Raw genomic sequence first — 23022 nt, 5'->3', positions numbered from 1 at the left:
CTAGCCTCCAATCACACCTGAGCGGTCAGCTGTTTTCTTGAAGACGCAGCAATTCCACTCGCCCTGGATCATGTGGGTCTCAAGGAAGAAGCCAGCCGCCTCCGCCGATGCTCGCACCATGTCCCACTTATCCGCGATGATGCCGCTCATAATTAGGTAGCCCTCCTCCTTGACCAGACGGTAGGCATCCTCAGTCAGATGGATGAGAATGTCAGCCAAGATGTTGGCAACGATAACTTCCGCTTCAATGTCAACGCCACGAAGTAAATCGCCCGTTGCAACATGAATATTGCTAGTATTGGCGTTGAGGTCAATGTTTTCCTGGGCCACACGCACCGCCACCTCGTCCAAGTCATAGGCGTAAATCTCCTTGGCACCCAAGAGAGAACTTGCAATGGAGAGGACGCCTGAACCTGTACCGACATCAATCACCGTTTCGCCACCACGAAGGACCTGAGAAAGAGCAAAAAGGCTCATCTTGGTCGTCGGGTGAGTTCCCGTCCCGAAAGCCATGCCTGGGTCCAAGCGGATAATTTTCTCACCAGCCGTTGCCTCATAGTCCGTCCAAGACGGCACAATGGTCAAATCGTGGGTAATACGGGCTGGCTCATAGTATTTCTTCCAGTTGTCCGCCCAGTCTTCCTCTGCCAATTCCTGACTTTCTAGGCTGACCTGACCTGTTTCCAAGCCAAAGCCTGTCAAATCCGCCAAGCGAGTCGCCAAGTCTGCCTTAACTTCCTCAATATCTACAGTATCAGGATAATAGGCCGTAATCGCAATCATATCCGACTGTTCCACCTCGGGATAGAGTTCACCAAAACGGTCCTCCTGCCCCACATAGTCAGCCGAGTCGCTAATCGCCACTCCCTGACTGCCCGTTTCAATCATTAGATTTGAAACTGCCTCTTCTGCATCACGATGCACGTGAATCGTTAATTCTTGCCATGAGTTCATGTTTGTTGTTCCTTTTCTTTTCTATGCGTCAATCACTGTATTATTGTACCGATTTCTAGCCTTTTTTACAAGTTAATGTTGCGCGATGGAACCCTAATAATACTTTTTCGAAAATTTTCTAATCGCACTGCGAATAAACATGTGTAGGAAAGTTTGAGACGGTGGTTCCAAGTTTCTGAACGGAGGTGATGCCCATGAAAGTGGACAGCAAATCTGCTAGAAAGGCTAGCCCATGCCAGATGGTAAGTAAACTTACTCATCTGGCAACGACAAATCCTATAAGATTTGTCTAGGGCACGCACTAGCTCGAGTTTTGAAAAATATCGTTTCAAAACTCTCACGTCGGAGATCTCTGGATTTAGATTTATCAAGTCTGCTTGTTGAAATGCTGAGCTTGATAATCGTCATCATTTTAGCTATTCGAGATAAAAAATAACCGTCAGCAAACTTTGACACAGTTCTGACGGTTATTTAATCTAACGAACTGAACCACCGTTTAGCGGTCCTGTCTGGGCGTTGAGCTGGAACTCAACGCCTTTTCTATTTTTATAATAGCAAAAGTTTCGCCTGCAGTCAAGCAAGAGAGAAATCGGAACGTCAAATAGAATCTATTACCCTCAATTCTATACCCACTGCACCATATTGTTCTAATTGTTCTTGCGAATAGTAAACTTCCATATCTTCTGGTTTCGCCTCTCTGATACTGCTTTGCGTATACCCACAAGACAATAAATCCAGTTCTTTGTATAACTGAGCAAAATTATCAAATATGTGAAGATCTAATACTTGCACCTCGATCGTTTGTGTCTGATTTTCTGTACAATAAAAACGAATAAAATCTCCAATGCGTATATACTTGCGCTTCTCGTCATAAAGTCGTAGCTCAATGGTCTTCTGACCGGACTTCATCATTTCAAAAGGTTTTGGAGCCAGTAACATTTCATGAACCATCTCAATACCTCGGATATGGGTAAAATTCCCCTTCCACCAAGTCCGCTCTGCCTTTTTCAAAAGCCTCGCTATCCCAAGCAATCGCAAATTCTTGGGCTTCTGGGTCCGCCAAAAAGTCCATAAGGTCATCTAGGCCTTGGTCTGCGGTGTCCTTGAGAAAGCTTGCGAAATAGGTCAAAAACTCTGCCGAAAAGCCCTTCTTGGCGTCAAATGGCAGAGCGACCAGGTAGTCTTCCGCGTCAAAGCGAGACTTGTCCTGATTGTAGAAAAGGACATACTCCTCCAGGAAAATATCCTCAGAAGACGCATTGCCTTCGTCGTCCACCGTTTCAATCCCAGACGCGTTCTGTGCTTCTAAGATGAAAGCCAACTCAACTGCGTGGTTTTTCTTGTCCCAGTTGAGCTCGTAATCGTAGGTAAAATGTTTATCCAGTGCTGCTTCCAGCACATCTAAAAAGCCATGTTTTGCCATTCTATTTCCTCTTTTCTATAAATTCCAATAAATTTATTTCTCGACCATATTTGACGGAAGCCCGCTCGTCTTTCTCCAAAATGGACTTGGTTAAATCTAGTTGATTCACTGCTGCTAAGGCTACAGCATAGTGAATAACGTCAGCTAATTCTTCTGCCAGACGAGCAGAGCTGTCGTCTTCGCTATCCATCATCTTGCGGCCTGCACGCTTGTTCAGAAGCTCTGCTACTTCACCAATTTCTTCCACTAATTTCATAAAGAGACTTTGCTCGGGAACGGTCGTCCCATAGTGGTCACGCAAGTATTCTTCCAAAACACTCACCGTCAACTCCGCCATCTTCGTTTCTCTCCAAATCCTAAAATTGTAGTATAATGATTATACCATAAATGTACTGAAAGGAAGCCTATGCCAGCCAATCTCGCCCTTCGTATGCGGCCCAAATCCATTGATGAAGTGATCGGTCAGGAACACCTGGTCGGTCCTGGAAAGATTATCCGCCGCATGATTGATGCCAATATGCTGTCGTCCATGATTCTCTACGGTCCGCCAGGGATTGGCAAGACCTCGATTGCCTCTGCCATTGCTGGCACAACCAAGTATGCCTTTCGGACCTTTAATGCCACGACCGACAACCAAAAACGCCTGCAGGAAATCGCTGAAGAGGCTAAGTTTTCCGGTGGTCTGGTTCTCCTGCTCGATGAAATCCACCGCCTTAACAAGACCAAGCAGGACTTCCTGCTTCCTCTCTTGGAAAACGGCAATATCATCATGATTGGAGCGACGACAGAAAATCCATTTTTCTCTATTTTGCCCGCCATTCGCAGTCGGGTGCAGATTTTTGAATTACAACCCTTAAAAACCAGCCATATCCGACAGGCCTTGGAGCTGGCTTTGACAGACAGTGAACGTGGTTTTGACTTCCCAGTCACCACTGAGCCTGAGGCTCTGGATTTTCTGGCAAATGCGACCAACGGCGACTTGCGTGCTGCCTACAATTCGCTGGAATTAGCTGTGCTTTCTACCAAGGAAAGCGAGGGCAGTCGCCACATTGACCTAGACGCTGTGGAAAATAGCTTACAGAAATCCTACATCAGTATGGACAAGAATGGCGATGCCCACTACGACATCCTCTCCGCCCTGCAAAAATCTATTCGGGGTAGCGATGTCAATGCCAGCCTCCACTACGCCGCTCGTTTGATTGAGGCGGAAGACCTGCCTAGTCTGGCTCGTCGCTTGACAGTCATCGCCTACGAAGACATCGGCTTGGCCAATCCAGAGGCACAAATTCATACGGTGACCGCCCTTGAAGCTGCCCAGAAAATCGGCTTTCCAGAGGCACGGATTTTGATTGCCAATGTAGTAGTCGATTTGGCTCTTTCTCCCAAGTCCAATTCTGCCTATCTGGCTATGGATGCAGCTCTGGCCGATTTGCGAAAAAACGGTCATCTGCCTATACCAAATCATCTGCGGGACGGCCATTATGCTGGTAGTAAGGAGCTGGGCAATGCTATTGGCTACCAGTATCCGCATGCCTATCCTGAAAAATGGGTGGACCAGCAATACCTACCCGACAAGTTACTGGCTGCGGACTACTTCACTGCCAACGACACCGGCAAATATGAGCGTGCCTTGGGCATGACCCAAGAAAAAATCAAGCAGCTAAAACAGAATAAGAAAAATGTGTAATGTAGGACTAGTTTCTATTGATTATGAACCAAAGACCATCAAACTGTTTGTAGAAATCTTAAAATGAGGTATTCCAATGAAAATAGAACGGAATTTTGGCGAGGGCTTTCCGTATTCGATGCATGATGCAAGAATTACGAAGATTGAACACCTGGATAATCAGCTGATACTGCATATGGATTCTCTGTTTTATTATACTGATAATCAAACTGAACAGATTCATAAAGCAACCATCCTGTTTGAACAGGTTGATAAAGAGGATGTCGAGTTTTTCGTATTCGAAGATACTGTTACAGGAGATTTTTCAGGAACTTGTATTGGACTGAAAGAATACCAGAAAAAGTACCAAGATAGTGAATTTGAAGTAATTGTGGAAACCTACAACTGGAGTCGAGCTGTATTTCAGGGGTGGTTATGGACTGGTGCTACTCCTGTAACCTGTCTAATGAATATTTTCTATTCAGGAAAAATGCTGTACCAAATAGGTGAGTAAGAGAAACACAGGGACTTCCTGATTTTACAACGCTTATCAATAAGGAATGGGAGAAATATGGGTAATAAATGAACTGAACACAATATCGTCCTGTATCATAAATTGTAGTGCTTTTCTTCAGAAAAATAAAATTTCCCGTGTTGTAAAATGAAGTGCAACAAAAAAGACATGCTCGTCTGATATACTAGAATTCCCCAACTCAGTATAGAAAGCAGATGAACATGTCCACTAATCATTCTACCAAAAAATCGTTATACTCACACCTTTCAGCCTCTGAACGCGGAGAAATCAGCGCCTATCTCAAGATGGGTAAGAACCCCTCTGAGATTGCTCGTCTGCTTGGGCGTCATCGCTCAACCATCAGTCGTGAAATCAAACGAGGAAGTGTTTCTCAGGTTCAAGATAAGAACGGGAAACGAATCTACTCAACGGTTTACTTTCCAGATAGTGGTCAACGTGTTTATGAAATCAATCGTCGAAAAAGTGCCTATCATAAACTATCATACTGCTCCCAGACATTCTTCAAGGAACTTGAGAAAGCCCTGAAAACGAAACCTCGTTGTCACAGTGTTGATAGCTTTGTTCAAACTTACCGAGAAAAACATCCACTGGAAGTTATCCCTTCCACCAAGACAGTGTATCGGTACATCAAAGACGGACTGTTGAGGGTTAAACCGATTGATTTACCTAAGATGGTGTGCATCCGAAAACGGTCTAAAGTAAGGCCTAAGGCCACGAAGAAAATCTTAGGAAAATCCATTGAAGAACGTCCAGAAACTATTACTAATCGCTCTGAATTTGGACATTGGGAGATTGATTTGGTTCTTGGCAAGAAGACCAAAGGGGAAGCTGTTGTCATGACTCTAGTAGAGCGTCAAACACGATTTGCCATCGCTGTAAAACTGGCTAATAAACAAGCAGAAACTATCAATAGGGCTGTTAAGAGCCTACTATCACAGTACCCTATTCGCTCTATCACATCGGACAATGGCTCAGAGTTCAGTAGCTTGTCAGACTTAAAAGGTGTGGAAGTCTATTTTGCCCATCCTTATGCTTCTCATGAAAGAGGAACAAATGAAAATTTCAATGGTCTCTTGAGAGAGTTTCTCCCAAAAGGTGTCTCTCTTAACTCACTAACGACAGAAGAACTCAATCACTACGTCTCTGCTATCAATGACAGACCTAGACGACTTCACAAGTATAAAACCGCAAATATTTTGTTTGGGCTAGCCCAAACAGCTTAACCTCTGGAACTCTAGTTATCAATGAACTTGTTGCACTTGACTTGACAAGTGGGGGAAAAATAAAATTTGATAACGTTTTCATATTTTTGCCGATTTTCTCTTGATTTTTTTTTAAAATGTGGTAATATTAAATCATAAATAAGAACTGCTGTGGTATACGAATTCATACCTATGTGTTGACCGACTATTTTTGTATTACTAGGGAGACAAAGATCTTTTGGCAGTATGCAGGCTGGTACACCCAGAAGCAACTAAGTCAGAAACACGTCACCCACCTGCTTCTAGCGTGCGGGATCAATACAATTCATGAATAACCGGTACCAATACAGCATTTTTATTTTGCCCTTCCTTAGCTCAGCTGGCAGAGCAGCGGACTCTTAATCCGTGGGTCGTAGGTTCGATCCCTACAGGGAGGATTTTCATATATCTCCTTAAGCCTTGTACTACAAGGCTTTTTGTGTGTCCAGAAAATGATTTGGTCATCTTTGGTCAAAAAAATACCAGCTACCTAGGCAAAGAGGACAACTGGTTTATATTGTTTGCTTTTAACTCAAATTATCTGGGAGATCGCTGGAGGTTAGAAACAGTGCAGTCAAAATACTCCCGCTAGAATAGCCTAGACGCTATACTAGTTTGGAAAGAGGAATGACCTAACCGACAAATATTCTCTCCCTATAAGCAAAACAAGAGTCGTTATCAAAAGAATTACAAGGCTTAGCCACATATTTGTATCCGACTGTAAAATCGGCAAGGGAAACATGTGGAACAAGGGTGACCAAAAGTGTTTATTCCATATGGACAGTAGTGAAATCGCATAAATTAGAATGGTAGTCACCGTACTATCTTTCATCCACCCGATTAAATAATCTTGTAAAATATAAATCAGTAAACAAGATAGAAATGGAAATAAGAGATAGGTGATAGAAAGTTCAGCCATGGACAATAATACTTGTCCTTCGGTCCTCATTTGATAGACGGGATAGGTAAACAGATTGGTCTTAGCTATGAAAATGGAGTACAGCCCAGCATACAAAAAAATTAAGGATGTCGGAAATAGATAAAACAATACGATTGTGTAAGGGAGTTCTATAAGAACTTCTCTTTTTCTCGTGACAGGAAGAATTTCCAACAAAGTATAATGAGCATATTTTCTCTGAAAATAGGAGCCAGTCAATAAAGTAAAAATCAGCAGACTGCCCCCATAACCCAAAAAGATCAAGAGTTTTTCAAAGAAGGGACCATAGAGCTTATAAATTGTATAATCTTGATGACGCTTAACAAGAAATTGCACCACCATAAATTCTTGCTCTACATATTTCTTATCTGGCAAATATTCTTGATAATATTCTGGAAATAGTTGTTCATACTCCTCCAGTAATGTCATGCGCTCTTCAAAGATTGGGACTAATTTTTCAACCGAATCATTTGAAACATATACCATATCTTCTTGGGCATAATTTTGAAAAATACGGTTGGTTTGTTTTCTTATTTCTTCCTTTCTTTCAGCAGTCAGCTCCGTGTCGCTTTTATAAATGGTCACTAAACTATCCATTACTTTGAATTGGCGATCAACTAAGTCTCGAGGACTTGGGCTTGGGAAAAAAAGACTATAGCCTACAAATAGCAAAAATAAGAAGCCGATTGATAACATTGCCTTTAAAATAAAATTTTTTGAACACAAGAAATTCCAATCTATCTTTGTTATCCCCATATTCTCCCTCTTTCCTGTCGAAACCTTTCCCTTACAAGAACACTAAGATACATCATTGTAAATAGAACAAGCGTCCAAAGAGATAGAACAATCCATCCTTTTTCAACCGAAAAATCTCCTCTATAGAAAAAATAATCTTTCACACCATGTAAGACTGGACCAAAACTAATGTAATAACTAGGGAGAAGATCTTGCCCCAAAAAGTTTATCTGCAAAAAACGCAAAAGTGGTTCTAAAAATAGGACAAGTCCACTTAGACAGACCGTCAGGGGCTTGTTGGAGAAAATCTTATTGCAAGAAGCCAAACATGTAATCAGAAAAAAATTGATTAAAAGGAAAAATAGAACTGCTTTTCCATAAAACTCCATTGAAGAAATCTGCACTTCTTCTTGCCCCACGAAGGTCAAAATGCCTAGCGTCCAATCGCCAGCTCCAAACCTGCTACTGATAGCAAAAAGAATGATGGCTAGCAAGAAGATTTCAAAACCGCTGATCAGCAACCAGTAACTAATGATTTTATCCAATAAATACTTCAAGTGACTAAGCGGTTTTACTTCCAAGAGGCTCTCATGTTGCTTATCATCTAAAAAAATGGGACTTGAAAACAAAAGTGTCAGCAGGAAAAATAGGGGCAGATACAAAACCTCAGGGCCTGCGTGACCCAACCAGCGATAAAATTGCCCTCTGGCAGTAATACCAACAAGTTCATTGATTGTAACCTCCTTGGTAGAAGCTAGCATTCCTTCGAAAATGGCCACTCTTTGCCTAGCAAAATTGCTGTTTAAAGTAGATCGCTTAACATCATCAAAGGCCATATTTGTTCCATAATGAAGTGCAGGAAATTGACTTTCCGTTATATTGTAGCCTCTCACCTTCTGGAGGGAGAAATATAATTTCCAGCTATTGACTGCTTCTTGTAGATAACTGACATACTGTCCCTTTGCAAAATACTCTGCCTTTTGTACCACCATACTATCTAACTGGATTTCTTTTGCATGTTTTTCTTGCAAGGACGCATCATAGGTCCTTTTCATCCACTCTATATCTTCTTGCGCATATTCACTCTGTCTAGCTACATCTTCAGCATACTGAATCGACTGATTTTCCAAAGAGCTAAAAAGGAACAAGATCAACATTGGCAAGCAGAGAAGCATTCCGATAGCCTGCATCTTCAATAAACGATTGTTGATGATGAGCAGGAATTGTGTTTTCAAAGTCCGCACCACTAGCCTCCCTCCTCCTCGGTCCCATATAATTCCTTATATATGAGATAACTACCTTTTCGACCGACCTTTATCTCTCTCACATCATCTAGGTTGCGAATTGCCCAATCCAAAAAATCAGAAAGACTTCCCCCCAGCTCATCCAGTTGAATAGTGGCTTGACATTCCTCATTATTCACACAAGTAAAGTGCGGCTTTAAGGCTAAAAATTCCTGCACTACATTTTTAGATGAAAAGGAAAGCAATACGGTTTCCAAAGCCTGCTCCTGGGGGTGGTAGACAACTGAAAAATGACCATCCTTGATAAAGTAAATACTGTCAGCAATACTGTCTAAATTATCTAACAAGTGAGAAGCAATAAGCATGGTCTTTCCCTGGGCCCGCAAGTCTTTCAATAAACTTGAAATCATTTCTACATTGTCTGGGTCCAAACCATTCATGACTTCATCTAAGAGCATGTAGCTAGCCTGAGTCACTACTACCAAAGCAAAACACAAGCGCTGACGCATTCCCAATGAATAGGTCCCAACTTTTTTATGAATATAGGTCCCCATATTTAAGACCGTCACTATTTCTTGTGGATAAGTGACATCTACTCCCCACATGGCAGCGTAAAATTCCAAGTGCTGTAAGCCAGTTAGTTCGTCGTACAAATCTGCCTGGTCAGGCATTTTTACAATTTGTTGACGCATATATTGCTTGTCCTTTTGATAGCTCTTTCCATGATAGTTCACTTCTATCCCTGATCCAGTAATATGCCCAGAAATAATTCGAACCAAGGTTGACTTCCCTGTCCCGTTAGGTGCAACCAGACCGATGATTTTCGAGGACGGGACTTCCATATGAATATCTTTGAAAATGAGCTTTTTACCGTAAGAAAACTGGTCAATTTTCACCACTAACATAGATTGCCTCACTTTCTCAATATAATGTACTTTGAATATTATTATAATCTTTTTTTGCGGAAAGGCAAGTAAAAAGAGGCAACTGCCTCCCTAGAACTATGCTTTTATTTACCTTAATTTTGCTACTCACTCCAAGTATCTGGGAAATAAATGAAATGAATACCCATCATTTCTCCAACCTCTCCCAAATAACTACCTGTCCTTTTTTGAGGGACCTCTGCACATCAATAATGCGTTGGTTGGAAGAGCCTCGGAATTGCAACATGAGATTGCGTTTGCTTTTGTCATAGCGGCCATCTACAAGAATGTCCAACTGGCTGAGCAGTTCTAATTTGTCTGGCGTTTCCAACATCAATTCTTCCCATGTATAGCCTGTCCAGGACCAAATGTCCTTGTCTGGCAATTCATCCCGCACCCGCTTGACGAGTGGGAGGACGGTCCCTGTATTGAGAAAGGGCTCTCCACCCAAGAGGGTCAGCCCCTGCACATAGGGCTGGGCCAAGTCTGCTAAGATGCGGTCTTCCAGTTCCTTGGTGTAGGGAATCCCAGCCTTGAAGGACCAGGTGGCGACATTGTAACAGCCTGGACAGTGAAAAAGGCAGCCGCTGACATAGAGGGAGCAGCGAACGCCTTCACCGTCCACAAAATTAAAGGCCTTGTAGTCCATAATCCGTCCCTGACTGAGTTCCTCGCTCTTCCACTCGCCTGGCTTGGGATTATTCCAGTTCTGTTCCGTCATAGCTGCCTCCTTTCTCATCCAATCCAGTAACGCTCTACTCCTTCTCTGATATCTTCTAATACACCACCACATGCAACAATCGTTTTGCGACTAGCCTCATTGTCTGTCGAGCAAGTCACGAGGACCTTTGTGATATTTTTACTAGCCGCCTCCTGCAAACCAAGTCGCAGCTGGTCCTTGGCATAGCCCTTGCCACGTTCCGTCGGGCGAATGGAATAACCAATGTGCCCGCCTTTATTGAGCAGGAAATCGTTGAGCCGTAGGCGTAGACTGAGAAAACCAAGGGCTCGACCAGTCTGGTCAAATGATACATACTGAATAGAGGGAACAAAACCTTCTGACAGGTTGATGCCTGCCTCATAGTCTTGGTTTCTCAAAATCCAGTCTTCAAAGTCTACATCTTTGGAGATAAACCCTCCGTCCATAGCAGATCCTACCGCTTCAAACTCCGCTAGCATCTCCAAAATCGTTTCCTTATCCGCCACAGTTGGTCTTCTTAATTCCATTCTATCCTCCATACTGTCTTTTGAAAAATTCGCTAATGATGTCCGTATCCAGTCCTAAATCCTGCACAATTTCTGCCTTGTGGAAATCGTCATAGTTGTCCTTACCGCTCCAAACAAAAGAATTGGTCACAATCTGATAAACCTTGTCTAGCTCGACTGCTCTGCCATTGACCAAAAGAGCCTCATCGCTTTGGACAATGCCCCACATCTGAGGGTGGAGGCCTGTCTTGAGGCTAGCTACCAAATCGCTCCCCTTGATAGCAACCAAGAGCACACGCTTAGAAAAGGGCAGGACCTTGACCAAGTCCGAATAGTAAATTGGTCCCGCCGACAAGGAAGCCCGAATGCCGAAGCCGTTGATGACTGCACCGTCCGCCTGCAAGCCCAGCTGGCCAGCCTGCTCAAAAAGAGCCTGACAGATGACAGGAGCTAGACTGGACATGCCTTGACGAATGCTGTCTCGCTCTCCGTCTAGTGCCTCCGGCAGAGTTGCTATTGGCTGGGAAAAAGCTGCGTCCCGTTCCGACTTCATCTGGTCGATAACGGCCTTAACCGCCCTGTCTTCATCGGTCAATTTCTCCACCTCAATCAAGTCATAAGCTAGGACTTCATGTCGCCCGTCTGCATAACACCGCAGGGATAGATGACCGACAAAGCGACCATATTGACCTGCCTGGCAAATGCTGACGCTACCTACTTGAGTTGGTTCTTTCAAGATTGTGTGGGTGTGTCCACCCAAGATGACATTGACTTCTGGAAATTCCTTGGCCAAGGCAAGGTCTTCATCGTAGCCCATGTGACTGAGTAAAACCAGATGAGCCTGAGGATTGCCCTTCATAATCTGGTCCACCAGTCGTCGTAGAGCCTGCTGTGGATTTTCAAAAAGCACCTTATCCGTCGGCGAAGCAACCTCCTGGGTTTCCAAGGTTGTCAAACCGAGGACATAGAGGCTTTTCCCATTTATATCAAATTCAAGGACATCCTCAAGCGGCACCAATTCATCAGCCGCCTCCTCGTCACGGTAGCGGAGATTGGAGGACACAATTGGAAACTGGGCAAAGTCGTCCAAGCGACTGAGCAGTTCATCTCCGTGGTCAAATTCATGATTGCCCAAGGTCATGGCCTGGCAACCGATTCGGTTCATCAAATCGATTTCCTTGATTCCTCGGTACATATTAAAGAAAATATTGCCCGAAAAAAGATCCCCACTGTCAAAGACAAAAGTCGGCACACCCTCTTTTTCATTCCTAGCCCGAATGTCCGCAATCAGCTGAGCTTTCTTTGGAAAATTCTCCATGTAAGAATGCATATCATTGGTATGGAGAATGCTGATATCTGTAAAATCCATACTATTTCTTCTTATTCCTGGATTGCTTGAGTAATTCCTGCACACGCGCCTTCTTATCCTGCTTCACATTGGAATTCTTCTCGTGATAGCGTGCCACCAAGGCCTTGCCCTTATCGTCTAGTTGGTATTTTCCCATTGTTTTCTCCTTTTTTGAACATAGCAGAGCTATTACATTTTTCTCCCTATTATAACAAACTTCCGTAGTTCCTCAAAACTACGGAAGCCCTCATGTCCATTCTTTATAAACTAGACCCATTCATGTGTTTGACACGGGAAATGATTTCCTTGTGGCGGCCCTTAACCATGGGTCTGGCCTGAGGATTGCCTAGGTAACCACAGGTCCGCTTGACCACATCAACTATTTTAGGGTCGCTATTGCCACAGTTTGGACACTTGAAGCCACGCTCCGTTGGCTCAAAATCCCCTTCAAAACCACAGGCATAGCAATGGTCGATCGGGGTATTGGTCCCCAGATAACCGACACGGTCATAAGCATAGTCCCAAACAGCCTCCAAGGCCTTTGGATTTTGTTGCAGTACAGGATATTCGCAGTAGTGGATAAAACCACCGCTGGCACCCGCCTCCACATAGACCTTTTCAAAATCCAATTTTTCAAAGGGAGTCGGATTTTTCCGCACATCATAGTGGAAGGAATTGGTGTAATACTGCTTGTCGGTGATGTTTTCAACCAATCCAAACTTCTCTGTATCCATGCGGCAGAAACGGTCTGTCAGGCTTTCCGATGGGGTCGAATAAACAGAGAAATGATAGCCGTATTGATCCGACCAAGCCTCTGTCAATTCCTTCATTCGTTTGATAATGGCAATCGTAAACTCCTTGGCTTCTGGATTGGACTCCCAGTGACCACCGTAGAAAACTGCTGCTACTTCATAAAGTCCGATATAGCCTAGCGAAATGGTCGCTCTGCGATGTTTGAAAACCTCATCCACCGCATCGGTCTTGGCCAGTCGCTTGCCAAAAGCCCCATACTGATACAAAATCGGTGCATTGGCAGGTGTCGCCTCCTTGACCCGCTCCACACGGTAAACTAGGGCGTCCTTAGCAATGGCCATGCGTTCTGCAAAGATTTCCCAGAATTTTTCCTGACTTCCACCACTTTCGAGGGCAATCCGTGGCAGATTGACGGTCACAACACCCAAGTTCATCCGCCCAGATGTCACATCCTGACCGTTTTCATCCTGCCAACCTTGTAAGAAGGAACGGCAACCCATTGGCACTTTGAAGGAACCCGTCAACTCAACAATCTTGTCATAAGACAGCATATCTGGGTACATCCGCTTGGTTGCACATTCCACCGCCAGCTGCTTGATGTCGTAGTTGGGTGAAGTTGGCTCCAAGTTCAAGCCCCGCTTAACTGTGAAAATCAGCTTTGGAAAAATCGCCGTCCGACCTTCGCGTCCCAGACCCTTGATACGAATGTTGAGAATAGCCTTTTGAATCTCCCGCTCAAACCAGGAGGTTCCCAGACCAAAGCCCAGTGAAGTAAAAGGCGTTTGCCCGTTGGATGTGAAGAGGGTGTTAATCTCATACTCCAAGGACTGCATGGCATCGTAGATATCCTTTTGCGTCTTGACACGAGCGTATTCCTCCTGCTTGTCAGGCAAGACCCAGTCTTTGGCTTCTTTCAAATGCTTCTGATAATTGAGTTCAGCATAAGGAGCTAGCACCTCATCAATCCGATCCGCCGAGCAGCCTCCGTACTGACTAGAGGACACATTGGCAATGATCTGCGAAATCTGTGCCGTAGCGGTCTGAATTGACTTGGGACTTTCCACATCTGCATTCCCAATTTTGAAGCCCTGAGCCAACATCCCCTTGAAATCAATCAAGCAACAGTTGGTCATAGGAGTATAAGGGCTGTAATCTAAGTCGTGGTAATGAATGTCACCTTTTTGGTGGGCGTTGGCCACATGGGCAGGCAAGAGCTTGAGCCCGATAGATTTTCCGACAATACCCGCTGTCAAATCCCGCTGGGTATTGAAAACATCCGCATCCTTGTTGGCATTCTCATTGACCAAGGCCTGATCCTTGCTCAGCAGCTTGTGAATTTCAAAGTTAATATCGGTCGCCTGATGCCGTCGGAAGTCCCGTTGGGTCCGGTATTGGATATACCGTTCTGCCAGCTCATACAAATGAGCCTTAAGCAACTCCTGCTCCACAATAGTCTGGATTTCATAAATCTGGATATCTCCTGTAAAACGGCGGCCAATCTCTTGCAAGCTTGCCTCTATAACCAGCTGCAGACCAGTCTCTGACATTTGGTGTTCTAACTCCTGATTGGCACGAGAAAGAGCAGAAAAAATCTTTTGCTCATCAAAGGACACCGTTCGGCCGTCCCGCTTCAAGACGACTAAATTCAGTTTTTCTACATCATTTTCTCGCACCTTCATCTGACTGGCCTCCAAAACATTCACTTCTATTAGTGTAACATTTCACAAATTAAAAATCAATATCTTGTGCCAAAAAATATAAAAGTGACAAATTTACACTAAATATAGAATTCATTTCTGAAAAACAAATGAAAACAAGAGCCTAATCTGACTCTTGTTTTCTGGTCCATAAGAAGTACAAATTGATGGCACAGGCCACTAAAATCACAGCAGGCCAAAGCAAGTTGATGACAGGAATTCTGCCAACATTTACCGCAAGAAAGAGGATATTCCACACCACTCCCAAGCTATAGACAATCGTCAGTATAATTTTCATAAAACACTCCAACAAAATGATAGTGCTATTATACTACAAACGACTGTTAATGTCCTTGATTTGCCGCTCCATTTTCCGATGGTTTAGGAAAAAGAGAGAAGCGTAAATCAAGACAAAGATAAACCAGAAAAAGAGAAGAGCCCCAAGTTTCACGGGAAACCAACCAGCCAAAATGCCTAGCGGTGTAAAGCCTAAAGCTGTGATGCCAAAATGCGTTGCCGTCATTCGCAAAAGGCTCCAGTCCTGTTCAAAAATTTTGTCTGCCAGCTGAAACAAGAGACCGATTGCCGCCCAAATGACTACACAAATCAGCATGATAGTTACTTGATTAAAGTTGCTCAGGTAGTAAGCACCCATGGTTGAAAAGGGATTTAGAGGAAAATAGGTTCCCTGTCCGAAGACGGCTGATGTGATAATGGAGATAATGGTTCCGATGGCAATGCCTAAACTGGCTGATAAGATGTATTTTTTCATAGTCCTAACCTTTCTTTGATAACTTTTAGATAGCGACGGGAGGAGTAGGTGACCGAGCCATTCTTCATGACCAGTTTGACCAGACCGTTAGAAGTCAGTTTGAGGTGGTCCAGTTGCTTGATGTGAATGATCTCCGACTGAGAGATTTGTAAAAAGTTTGCCGGTAAGTCCTCCTTGACCTGATACAAGCGTAGGTTGGAAGTATAGGTAGTTTCTACTGTTTCCACCTGCAAGACCTTATCTTCCAAGTAGAGCCTGACAATCTCATCATGTTCCACAAGATAAACCTGTTCCCCTTTTTTGACAGTTAGACTGGATCTCTGCTTATCCAAGTTTTGAATATAGGATACTAGATGAGTAATCTGCTCAGACATAGTTTGAGCTTCAATAGTTACTAAGTCTTCTACAATGTCTGGTGAAATAGCTAGTTTTACTTTCATATTCTCTCCTTTCTCTTTCTGCCCCTATTAAACACCATTTCTGTACTGGTTTCAAGGGCTTTTGGCTATGTGGTCGTTTTCCATCACTAAACGGCAAAAAAGCCAGAACAGTTGTCCTGACTTAGTCATTCTTTAGAAAAGTTAGCCCCGTCACTATCTGCCAAGCTGTGATAGGATAGACGGTTAAGCGTTCATAAATGGCCATTACCGCCACTTGATTTTCCAAGATAGCAGTCTGCAACAATCCTGCAGCGACAAAACCACACAATCCGAGAAAAATACTAATGGAGCGATAAACCTTTTTTTGATCGGGCAGGAAAAGACCTGTCAAAAGCAAGGTGCTATTGCCCATCATAAATGACAGACGAGCTCCAAGTCCATGCAAACCGTCCTGACCAGGTACACCACCTTGATAAAGACCGACTAGAAGGCTTCCAAAACCAAAAAGGATGACGATCAGCAGGATAAGGATTGCCAAAATTGGACGTCTCCGCCTTATTTTAGGAAAAATAAGCAGAGCATAGGAGAGGAAAAAGCCCACTGCAGTTAGAATAAAGCCACTATTCATGACAATCGCCCAATTCGAAAAGTTTTCTGGTACACCAGCTACCTGTTGACCATTGTATACTCCAAGAGCCGAGATAAATTGCCGACTATAGACATAGCTAAGTGGATAGCCTGTTCCAATAGCTGCAATCAATTCGGTCCCAAGGTAAATACTGGCATTTATTAGAAAGCCAATGGCTCCCCATTTTTGTAGATTTTGTACTCTCATCTTTTTCTTTCCTTATTACTTTCTCTTGGTATTTTGCCACTAGACTTATTTAAAATCTGTAATTTTTTCTGCCTCAATACGAACAGATTCAAATCCTGGTTCTTTGGCTTTTCCAATTGAAACCATCAGAACGGGAATATAACGGTTTGGATCCAATTCAAAAGTCGCCGCCATCTCCTCAGGGTCAAAACCTGACATAGGATTAGTATCGTAACCGTGAGAACGGGCTACTAACATCAACTGCATAGCAGCTAGACTAGCGTCCATTTTGACGACCTCTCTCATCGTAGCTGGCGACAAGTTGTCATACATACTCTTAATCACAGGCACCTGATAGTCTCGGACTTCAGGGGGCATCTTTCCTTCGGCTACAGCTCGGTCATAGATAACTTCTGTGCGGTCCTGGGGCTTGATATCTGCAAAGATTAAAATCACCGCTGAAGCAGTGTCGACTTGTTTGGTATTAAAGCGTACCATGGGACGCAACTTAGCCTTAGCAGCCGCACTTTCAACAATCACAAAATACCAAGGCTGTAAATTCACAGCAGACGGGGCTGTAATAGCTTTGTTTACTATTTCAAGCATTTCTTCGTGGTCAATCGTCACAGTCTCATCATATACTTTGATAGATTTGCGACCAAACATAATCTCATTAAAATCATTAGTTACCATACACGATTATCTTCCTTACATTAGCGCTGTTTTTACATGGGAAAGTAGAGCATAGGTTGTTGCGGGGAAAGCAAAAATCATACGATTTAGATCTTTTGCTGTTAGCTTTTGGTTAATAATCAAAGTCAGCAAGTTAATCATTTCTCCCGCTTCGTGTCCCAACAAAGCTGCACCCTTCAAGGTCTTATCACTTCCTACAATCAGCGTAAAGTGAGCTTCTGTTTCTAGCTTAGTCTGGAATTTCAATTGTTGACCAAAGGGAATCTCAACAATCTTGTACTGTTCAGGATTTGCTTGGGCCTCTGCAACCGTAACACCAACTTGAGCCAGACGAGGCAGCGTGAACACGACATTTGGAACAACTGGATAGGCAATCGGAGCTGGATTGCCCAAAATATGCTCCGCAATGTAGCTAGACTCAAAGCTAGCAGTCGGTGTCAAGCGAGGAATCGTTTTAGAAACCACATCACCAGACGCGTAGATAGTAGGTTGGCTTGTCTGCATGAATTCATTCACCTTGATGCCAGTGCGATCAAAATCCACTCCAACCTCTTCTAAGCCTAGACCTTCTACATTTGAGACACGGCCTGTGGCGTCAATAATGGTGTCTGTCTCGATTTCTAAGCCCTGAGCCGTTTTGACAAGAAGACCACTTGCTGTTTTTTCAGCTGAAACAACCGCTTGATTGAAATGGAAGCTAACACCATCGGCGGTCATTTTATCAATGACACTAGCTACCATTTGCTCAGGATAGGCTGCTAAAGCACGATCTGCAAACTCGATAATATGAACTTCTGAACCCAGTAGCGAAGCCATTGTCGCAAACTCCAGCGAGATAATCCCAGCACCGATAAAGACGATTCTTTCTGGCATGTGATCCATATCAAGAAAGGCACGGCTGTCTTGGAACCATTCATTCCCAGGGACATTTAGTCGAGCAGGGCGTTGACCTGTACCAATCACGATAAAGTCTGTGGTAATTTCCTTATCATCAACCATCACTGTGTGAAGGTCTTTTAACTGACCATGTCCTTTTAACAGGTCAATTGACAGGCTGGCAAACATACCTTCTAACATGGGAGAATAAGTAGGAATCTCCTCTTTTTTATACGCTATCAATTTTTTCCAAGAAATTTCTCCTGTTTTGGCAATCCCTGCTTTTTCATACCGTGCCAAACCATCCATAAACTCAAAGGGACTTTCTAGTAAAAACTTGGCATTACAACCATAGTTTGTGCAGGTTCCAGCTGTGATATCTTTTTCGACAATAGCTACTTTCTTACCTGCTTTTGCCAAATCAACTGCAGCATGCCAGTTGGCATGTCCTGAGCCGATAAAGGTAACATCGTATTGATACATCATTCTTCCTCCTTAATTTGTCAACATAGAAACAACAGTTTGGCCTAGGGCACGAGCAGATTGGGGATTTTGACCTGTCAAGATTCGATCATCCTGGCGAACAACGGGGGAAAAGGCTGTTCCAATTTCAACCTTAGCCCCTTTTTCACGAAGGGCTGACTCCGTTAAAAATGGTACCAAGCCTGTGGTGCCGTTTAACTCCTCTTCTTGATTGGTAAAGCCTGTGACAACTTTTCCTGCAATCAGGGCTTGACCGACCTCATCTTTGATTGGCAAGAGCCCTGCTACACCGTGACAAACTGCTGTGACGAGACCTCCGTTTTGGTAAATCTGGCTTGCCAGCTCTGCTATTTCCACAGACTCTGGGAAATCCCACATGACCCCATGACCACCTGTATAGTAAATCAACTCATAGTCCGTCGCCTTAACCTCTTCAGGTCGCAAGGTCTGACCGAGAGCACGATTGCGAAAATCAGCGTCCTTATAGTAAGTGCGGTCTACATCATCCATCGTGGTCAAACTATGTGGGTCTAGGGGCACGTAACCACCTTTTGGGCTGACAAAATCCGCTTCATAACCAACTTTGACCAATTCATCATAAAAGTGAGTTAGCTCGCTGAGCCATAGACCTGTCAGGCGTTCATGCTCACCATATTGTTCTATATTGGTTAGGACAATCAGTACTTTCTTCATACTACCTCCTACTTTTAATCGCGCGCGATTGTTTTTTTGATATGTGTCTAGTCTATCCCTATTCATTTGATTTGTCAAGGTAATAGAATTTTGATAAGATATTTTTATCGTGCACGATTAGAAAGCGAGAGACCATGTCCGACTATCATTATTCAAAACAGCTCTGCCATTCCTTCTACCAAGTCAACAAACTCTTCAATCAATTTTATTTGAAAAATCTCAAGGAATTTGACTTAACCTATACCCAATACCTCGTGCTTGTTGTCCTCTGGGAAAAAGCTCCACTGACACTCAAAGAACTCGGTGGAAAGCTAGATTTGGCCAGCAACACCTTGACGCCACTCCTAAAGCGACTTGAGGCAAAAGGCTACATCCAACGAAGTATTCCTCTGGGAGACAAACGACACCTCCTTGTCCAGCTCACCGAAGAGGGCCAAAAGCTCCAAGCCATTCTTGAAGACAAGTTACTTTCCTGCTTTCGCCAACTCGATGGCCTGACTATAGAAAAAAAACAATCGTACGTCAAGTACAATCAAGAACTCATCGAGAGTTTACAGAGCTATTTGGACTAATATATCCCCTGCTTTTCTCCATGGAAGCAGTTTTTTTATTTGCAAAAAGCCAGAACAAGAGTCCTGACTTTCATTGTCTTATATTTTTTTCTTCAACTCCGCTACTGCCATCATGACTTCCATCGGGGTCATATTGTAGATGTCCAGTTTCTCCAGCTCATCAAGGACTGGGTGAGAAGGCGTATCTGCGAAGAGGTCGATTTGACCAGACGGCTCTTCTACTACTGACGGAGCTGGGTGAGTTGGTGCAGTAGGAGCTTGGTTTTCAAGCGTCTGCAAAATCCTGTCCGCCCGCTGCAATAACTCCTCTGGCATTCCCGCAATCTTAGCCACATGAATCCCGTAGGACTTATCGGCTGGACCTGGAGCAATCTTGTGGAGGAAGGTCACTTGGCCGTCCTCCTCCCAGGTCGATACGTGGACATTTTCAAGGCCTGACAGAGTCTGGCTTAGCTCGGTCAACTCGTGGTAGTGGGTAGCAAAGAGGGTCTTGGCCCCAATCTTGTCGTGGATGTACTCGATGATAGACTGGGCTAGCGCCATGCCGTCGTAGGTAGCTGTCCCCCGCCCCAGCTCATCAAAGAGAATCAGCGACTGGTCTGTCGCCAAACGGACTGCCTTGTTGGCCTCCATCATCTCCACCATAAAGGTCGATTGACCGCTGACCAGGTCATCTGCCGCCCCGATACGGGTGAAAATAGCGTCAAAGACTGGCAGGGTTGCCTGGTCCGCTGGTACATAGGAACCCATCTGTGCCAGAATGACGATAACTGCCAGCTGACGCATATAGGTCGATTTACCACTCATGTTAGGTCCTGTAATCAGCTGCATGGTCGTCGCCTGATCCAGCTGGATAGAGTTGGGAATATAGGTCTGCTTGCCCATGACCTTCTCGACCACCGCGTGCCGTCCGCGCTCAATGTCCAACAGCTTATCCGCATTGAAGCTCGGGCAGACCCAGTGCTGTTGCTCCGCCACAACCGCAAAAGCCTGCAAGACATCGATGGTTGCAATGGTCCGAGCCAGCTTCTGCAAACGGCTGATGTATTTTTCAACCTCTTGGCGAATCCGCATGAAAATCTCGTACTCCAAGTTAGACGACTTATCACGCGCCTCCAACATCTGCCCTTCAATCTTAGCCAATTCTTCCGTACCATAGCGCTCCGAGTTTTTCAAGGTCGCCTTACGGAAAAAATGGTCCGGCACATTGCCCAGATTGGAATTGGTCACATGGAAATAGTAACCGTCTTTTTTGTTGTAATCAATCTTGAGATTGTTGATACCAGACGCCTCACGCTCCTTGGCCTCAATCTCCGCAATCCAGCCCGCACCCTCACGCATGACCAGACGATACTGGTCCAAGGTCTCATCAAAGCCCGTGCGGATGATGTTCCCATCTGTAATAGCCCCTTGGGCTTCTGGGTCAATAGCAGAGCTGATAAGAGCGTGTAGTTCTGGGATTGGATCCAGACCTGCCACCAAGCTAGTCAGAGCAGGCTGGTCCATTTGTTGCAGGATATTTTTGATAGCAGGGACATTTCCAAGGGTCTGAGAGAGCTGCAAGAGGTCCTTGGGCATAGTTTTTCCGAAAGACACCCGACTGGCCAAGCGTTCGATGTCATAAACACCTTTTAGAGCCTCCACCAAGTCGCTCCGCTCAAAGAAGTAATCCAGAAAGACTTGCACAACAGCCTGCCGACTTTCAATCCGCTTGAGGTCAATCAGTGGTCTATCAATCCAAGCCCGCAAGAGCCGCATGCCCATGGCTGTCTTGGTTTCATCCAACAACCAGTACAAACTACCATGCTTCTTACCTGTCCGACCGTTTTCAAGCAAGTCCAGACTGGATTTAGTCGCATAGTCCATTTGCAGATAGTCCTTGATTTCGTAGTGGACCACCTTTTGCAAGTGACTCAAGTCCCTCATCTGTGTCCGATGTAGGTAGCTAAGAAGTTTGCCGGCCGCAGCCTTTTCCAAGTCTGTCAGGGAGTTATCAATTAGCTGAACATCTTCCGTTACTTCATCCTCAAAAGAGAGTAGGAGGTTCATCTGGTTTGAAAAGACCTGCTCTTCTTCCTCCGACAGAGCGTAACCGATAACCAATTCACGCCCCCGCAAGTTACGAATTTCACCGCAAAGACTGGTAAAATCATCTAGGCTGGTCACGAAAAACTGACCTGTTGACACATCCATGTAAGAAAGGGCAAATTGTACGCCCTGACGGTCAATGGTGACCAGGTAGTTACTGTCAGCTCCCATTTTTGAGGAATCCGTAACCGTACCAGGTGTGATGACCTGTACTACTTCCCGCTTGACCACACCAACTGCCTGCTTGGGATCCTCCATCTGCTCAGCAATCGCCACCTTGTGCCCCAACTCTACCAGAGTATCAATGTACTGCTGGGCTGCATGATAAGGAACGCCTGCCATGGGAATAGGATTTTCCGCATTCTTGTTCCGACTGGTCAGGGATAGTTCCAAAATCTGCGCAGCCTCTACCGCATCCTCGTAAAATAATTCATAAAAGTCACCCATGCGAAACAGCAAAAAAGCATCTGGATAGTTTGCCTTGATATCCAGATACTGCTGCATGCCTGGAGAAATTTTCTCTGTTGCCATTCTTTCTCTCAATTCTAATTCAAATAATAATTTATTTCAGCCTCAACCTGCTGGGCCGCCTCTTCATCTCGACAGATAACCAATAGTGTATCTGCACCTGCTAAAGTGCCTAAAATTGACTTTGGCTTTTCAGCGTCGATAATATTGGCCATCAAGGCTGCCTCACCGAGTTCCGAATGGAGAACTAGGATGAAACTAGCTCTGTCCACTTTATATGTATATTGTGCCAACAATTGGATAAAGCTACCTCCCTCATCCTCAACTGCCAAGGAATAAAAAGATTGCCCATTTTCATAAATTTTTATCACACCCAATTCTCGCAAATCCCGAGACAATGTAGTTTGGGTTACCACTACTCCATGTGCCTCTAAAGCTTGTTGAATATCTGTTTGACGTCCAATTTTTTCCTGACGAATCATGTTCTTTATCAATTCATGTCGTCCTACCTTATTCATCAT

25 protein-coding genes, 1 tRNA gene and 1 other RNA gene are annotated in these 23022 nt (G+C 44.3%); 6 read left to right on the top strand and 21 right to left on the bottom strand.

What is annotated here, in order from left to right:
• The 4 genes from prmA to NF418_RS02420 all read right to left on the bottom strand — a co-directional run bounded on the left by prmA (position 1) and on the right by NF418_RS02420 (position 2714).
• On the bottom strand, positions 1-954 hold the full coding sequence (gene prmA, locus NF418_RS02435) for a 50S ribosomal protein L11 methyltransferase (protein WP_256778286.1): 954 nt from the start codon (positions 952-954) through the stop codon (positions 1-3).
• 597 nt (positions 955-1551) lie between these two features.
• On the bottom strand, positions 1552-1905 hold the full coding sequence (locus NF418_RS02430; protein ID WP_256778285.1) for an ASCH domain-containing protein: 354 nt from the start codon (positions 1903-1905) through the stop codon (positions 1552-1554).
• A 1-nt stretch (position 1906) separates the two neighbouring features.
• Positions 1907-2377, bottom strand: a complete 471-nt coding sequence (locus NF418_RS02425; protein WP_256778284.1) for a DUF3013 family protein — start codon at positions 2375-2377, stop codon at positions 1907-1909.
• A 1-nt stretch (position 2378) separates the two neighbouring features.
• Positions 2379-2714, bottom strand: a complete 336-nt coding sequence (locus NF418_RS02420; RefSeq protein ID WP_256778283.1) for a MazG nucleotide pyrophosphohydrolase domain-containing protein — start codon at positions 2712-2714, stop codon at positions 2379-2381.
• Between the two features lie 69 nt (positions 2715-2783).
• Between NF418_RS02420 and NF418_RS02415 the strand changes: the two genes are divergently transcribed.
• From NF418_RS02415 to NF418_RS02395, 5 genes are all read left to right on the top strand, one after another.
• A complete protein-coding gene (locus NF418_RS02415; RefSeq protein ID WP_256778282.1) occupies positions 2784-4064 on the top strand; it encodes a replication-associated recombination protein A in 1281 nt (426 codons plus the stop codon).
• A gap of 76 nt (positions 4065-4140) precedes the next feature.
• Positions 4141-4557: a hypothetical protein gene (locus NF418_RS02410; RefSeq protein ID WP_105108732.1), complete on the top strand. Its 417-nt coding sequence runs from the start codon at positions 4141-4143 to the stop codon at positions 4555-4557.
• A gap of 221 nt (positions 4558-4778) precedes the next feature.
• Positions 4779-5801 (top strand): IS30 family transposase, encoded by a 1023-nt coding sequence (locus NF418_RS02405; RefSeq protein ID WP_079851277.1) that lies wholly within the window; start codon positions 4779-4781, stop codon positions 5799-5801.
• A 142-nt stretch (positions 5802-5943) separates the two neighbouring features.
• A non-coding RNA gene (gene ssrS / locus NF418_RS02400) (6S RNA) lies at positions 5944-6137 on the top strand.
• A gap of 7 nt (positions 6138-6144) precedes the next feature.
• Positions 6145-6217, top strand: a tRNA-Lys gene (locus NF418_RS02395).
• A gap of 212 nt (positions 6218-6429) precedes the next feature.
• Here the strand turns inward: NF418_RS02395 and NF418_RS02390 are convergent.
• The 15 genes from NF418_RS02390 to NF418_RS02320 all read right to left on the bottom strand — a co-directional run bounded on the left by NF418_RS02390 (position 6430) and on the right by NF418_RS02320 (position 19373).
• Complete coding sequence (locus tag NF418_RS02390; protein ID WP_105128634.1) at positions 6430-7512, bottom strand: hypothetical protein; 1083 nt, start codon at positions 7510-7512, stop codon at positions 6430-6432.
• Entirely contained in the window at positions 7503-8735 is a 1233-nt protein-coding gene (locus tag NF418_RS02385; RefSeq protein WP_256778281.1) for a hypothetical protein, read from the bottom strand. Before NF418_RS02385 ends, NF418_RS02390 begins: the two co-directional genes overlap by 10 nt.
• A 2-nt stretch (positions 8736-8737) precedes the next feature.
• Entirely contained in the window at positions 8738-9640 is a 903-nt protein-coding gene (locus NF418_RS02380; protein ID WP_256778280.1) for an ABC transporter ATP-binding protein, read from the bottom strand.
• Between the two features lie 166 nt (positions 9641-9806).
• The gene (gene nrdG, locus NF418_RS02375) at positions 9807-10379 is read right to left on the bottom strand and encodes an anaerobic ribonucleoside-triphosphate reductase activating protein (RefSeq protein WP_256778279.1); all 573 of its coding nucleotides are present in this window, start codon (positions 10377-10379) and stop codon (positions 9807-9809) included.
• A 14-nt stretch (positions 10380-10393) separates the two neighbouring features.
• Positions 10394-10885, bottom strand: coding sequence for a GNAT family N-acetyltransferase (locus NF418_RS02370; RefSeq protein WP_256778278.1), 492 nt, complete (start codon positions 10883-10885; stop codon positions 10394-10396).
• Between the two features lies 1 nt (position 10886).
• A complete protein-coding gene (locus tag NF418_RS02365) occupies positions 10887-12233 on the bottom strand; it encodes a bifunctional metallophosphatase/5'-nucleotidase (protein WP_256778277.1) in 1347 nt (448 codons plus the stop codon).
• Position 12234: 1 nt separating this feature from the next.
• Complete coding sequence (locus NF418_RS02360) at positions 12235-12369, bottom strand: hypothetical protein (RefSeq protein WP_256778276.1); 135 nt, start codon at positions 12367-12369, stop codon at positions 12235-12237.
• A 103-nt stretch (positions 12370-12472) separates the two neighbouring features.
• Positions 12473-14644, bottom strand: coding sequence for an anaerobic ribonucleoside-triphosphate reductase (gene nrdD, locus NF418_RS02355; protein WP_256778275.1), 2172 nt, complete (start codon positions 14642-14644; stop codon positions 12473-12475).
• A 142-nt stretch (positions 14645-14786) separates the two neighbouring features.
• Positions 14787-14960 (bottom strand): hypothetical protein, encoded by a 174-nt coding sequence (locus NF418_RS02350; RefSeq protein ID WP_029179621.1) that lies wholly within the window; start codon positions 14958-14960, stop codon positions 14787-14789.
• Between the two features lie 33 nt (positions 14961-14993).
• Complete coding sequence (locus NF418_RS02345; RefSeq protein WP_256778274.1) at positions 14994-15434, bottom strand: DUF3021 domain-containing protein; 441 nt, start codon at positions 15432-15434, stop codon at positions 14994-14996.
• Complete coding sequence (locus tag NF418_RS02340; protein WP_256778273.1) at positions 15431-15874, bottom strand: LytTR family DNA-binding domain-containing protein; 444 nt, start codon at positions 15872-15874, stop codon at positions 15431-15433. The genes NF418_RS02345 and NF418_RS02340 overlap by 4 nt, the downstream gene beginning before the upstream one ends.
• 121 nt (positions 15875-15995) lie before the next feature.
• On the bottom strand, positions 15996-16649 hold the full coding sequence (locus tag NF418_RS02335) for a DUF998 domain-containing protein (protein ID WP_256778272.1): 654 nt from the start codon (positions 16647-16649) through the stop codon (positions 15996-15998).
• Between the two features lie 45 nt (positions 16650-16694).
• Positions 16695-17321, bottom strand: a complete 627-nt coding sequence (locus NF418_RS02330; protein ID WP_256778271.1) for a nitroreductase family protein — start codon at positions 17319-17321, stop codon at positions 16695-16697.
• A gap of 15 nt (positions 17322-17336) precedes the next feature.
• On the bottom strand, positions 17337-18680 hold the full coding sequence (locus NF418_RS02325) for a dihydrolipoyl dehydrogenase family protein (protein ID WP_256778336.1): 1344 nt from the start codon (positions 18678-18680) through the stop codon (positions 17337-17339).
• A gap of 12 nt (positions 18681-18692) precedes the next feature.
• On the bottom strand, positions 18693-19373 hold the full coding sequence (locus tag NF418_RS02320) for a type 1 glutamine amidotransferase domain-containing protein (RefSeq protein WP_172080956.1): 681 nt from the start codon (positions 19371-19373) through the stop codon (positions 18693-18695).
• A gap of 134 nt (positions 19374-19507) precedes the next feature.
• Between NF418_RS02320 and NF418_RS02315 the strand changes: the two genes are divergently transcribed.
• A complete protein-coding gene (locus NF418_RS02315) occupies positions 19508-19945 on the top strand; it encodes a MarR family winged helix-turn-helix transcriptional regulator (protein ID WP_256778270.1) in 438 nt (145 codons plus the stop codon).
• 78 nt (positions 19946-20023) lie between these two features.
• Here the strand turns inward: NF418_RS02315 and mutS are convergent, their stop codons facing one another.
• Both mutS and argR read right to left on the bottom strand, forming a co-directional pair.
• Positions 20024-22564, bottom strand: coding sequence for a DNA mismatch repair protein MutS (gene mutS, locus NF418_RS02310; protein WP_256778269.1), 2541 nt, complete (start codon positions 22562-22564; stop codon positions 20024-20026).
• 14 nt (positions 22565-22578) lie between these two features.
• On the bottom strand, positions 22579-23019 hold the full coding sequence (gene argR / locus NF418_RS02305; protein ID WP_256778335.1) for an arginine repressor: 441 nt from the start codon (positions 23017-23019) through the stop codon (positions 22579-22581).
• Between the last annotated feature and the right edge of the window lie 3 nt (positions 23020-23022).

The sequence above is a fragment of the Streptococcus suis genome (assembly GCF_024509555.1).
Classification (GTDB): Bacteria; Bacillota; Bacilli; order Lactobacillales; family Streptococcaceae; genus Streptococcus; species Streptococcus suis_AD.
The sequence above is the reverse complement of the archived record's forward strand: the minus strand, read 5'-3'. Positions and strand labels throughout refer to the sequence as shown.

Coding starts and splice junctions, on each gene's coding strand:
- prmA (WP_256778286.1), bottom strand. CDS start 954: ATGAACTCATGGCAAGAATTAACGATTCACGTGCATCGTGATGCAGAA.
- NF418_RS02430 (WP_256778285.1), bottom strand. CDS start 1,905: ATGGTTCATGAAATGTTACTGGCTCCAAAACCTTTTGAAATGATGAAG.
- NF418_RS02425 (WP_256778284.1), bottom strand. CDS start 2,377: ATGGCAAAACATGGCTTTTTAGATGTGCTGGAAGCAGCACTGGATAAA.
- NF418_RS02420 (WP_256778283.1), bottom strand. CDS start 2,714: ATGGCGGAGTTGACGGTGAGTGTTTTGGAAGAATACTTGCGTGACCAC.
- NF418_RS02415 (WP_256778282.1), top strand. CDS start 2,784: ATGCCAGCCAATCTCGCCCTTCGTATGCGGCCCAAATCCATTGATGAA.
- NF418_RS02410 (WP_105108732.1), top strand. CDS start 4,141: ATGAAAATAGAACGGAATTTTGGCGAGGGCTTTCCGTATTCGATGCAT.
- NF418_RS02405 (WP_079851277.1), top strand. CDS start 4,779: ATGTCCACTAATCATTCTACCAAAAAATCGTTATACTCACACCTTTCA.
- NF418_RS02390 (WP_105128634.1), bottom strand. CDS start 7,512: ATGGGGATAACAAAGATAGATTGGAATTTCTTGTGTTCAAAAAATTTT.
- NF418_RS02380 (WP_256778280.1), bottom strand. CDS start 9,640: ATGTTAGTGGTGAAAATTGACCAGTTTTCTTACGGTAAAAAGCTCATT.
- nrdG (WP_256778279.1), bottom strand. CDS start 10,379: ATGACGGAACAGAACTGGAATAATCCCAAGCCAGGCGAGTGGAAGAGC.
- NF418_RS02370 (WP_256778278.1), bottom strand. CDS start 10,885: ATGGAATTAAGAAGACCAACTGTGGCGGATAAGGAAACGATTTTGGAG.
- NF418_RS02365 (WP_256778277.1), bottom strand. CDS start 12,233: ATGGATTTTACAGATATCAGCATTCTCCATACCAATGATATGCATTCT.
- NF418_RS02360 (WP_256778276.1), bottom strand. CDS start 12,369: ATGGGAAAATACCAACTAGACGATAAGGGCAAGGCCTTGGTGGCACGC.
- nrdD (WP_256778275.1), bottom strand. CDS start 14,644: ATGAAGGTGCGAGAAAATGATGTAGAAAAACTGAATTTAGTCGTCTTG.
- NF418_RS02350 (WP_029179621.1), bottom strand. CDS start 14,960: ATGAAAATTATACTGACGATTGTCTATAGCTTGGGAGTGGTGTGGAAT.
- NF418_RS02345 (WP_256778274.1), bottom strand. CDS start 15,434: ATGAAAAAATACATCTTATCAGCCAGTTTAGGCATTGCCATCGGAACC.
- NF418_RS02340 (WP_256778273.1), bottom strand. CDS start 15,874: ATGAAAGTAAAACTAGCTATTTCACCAGACATTGTAGAAGACTTAGTA.
- NF418_RS02335 (WP_256778272.1), bottom strand. CDS start 16,649: ATGAGAGTACAAAATCTACAAAAATGGGGAGCCATTGGCTTTCTAATA.
- NF418_RS02330 (WP_256778271.1), bottom strand. CDS start 17,321: ATGGTAACTAATGATTTTAATGAGATTATGTTTGGTCGCAAATCTATC.
- NF418_RS02325 (WP_256778336.1), bottom strand. CDS start 18,680: ATGTATCAATACGATGTTACCTTTATCGGCTCAGGACATGCCAACTGG.
- NF418_RS02320 (WP_172080956.1), bottom strand. CDS start 19,373: ATGAAGAAAGTACTGATTGTCCTAACCAATATAGAACAATATGGTGAG.
- NF418_RS02315 (WP_256778270.1), top strand. CDS start 19,508: ATGTCCGACTATCATTATTCAAAACAGCTCTGCCATTCCTTCTACCAA.
- mutS (WP_256778269.1), bottom strand. CDS start 22,564: ATGGCAACAGAGAAAATTTCTCCAGGCATGCAGCAGTATCTGGATATC.
- argR (WP_256778335.1), bottom strand. CDS start 23,019: ATGAATAAGGTAGGACGACATGAATTGATAAAGAACATGATTCGTCAG.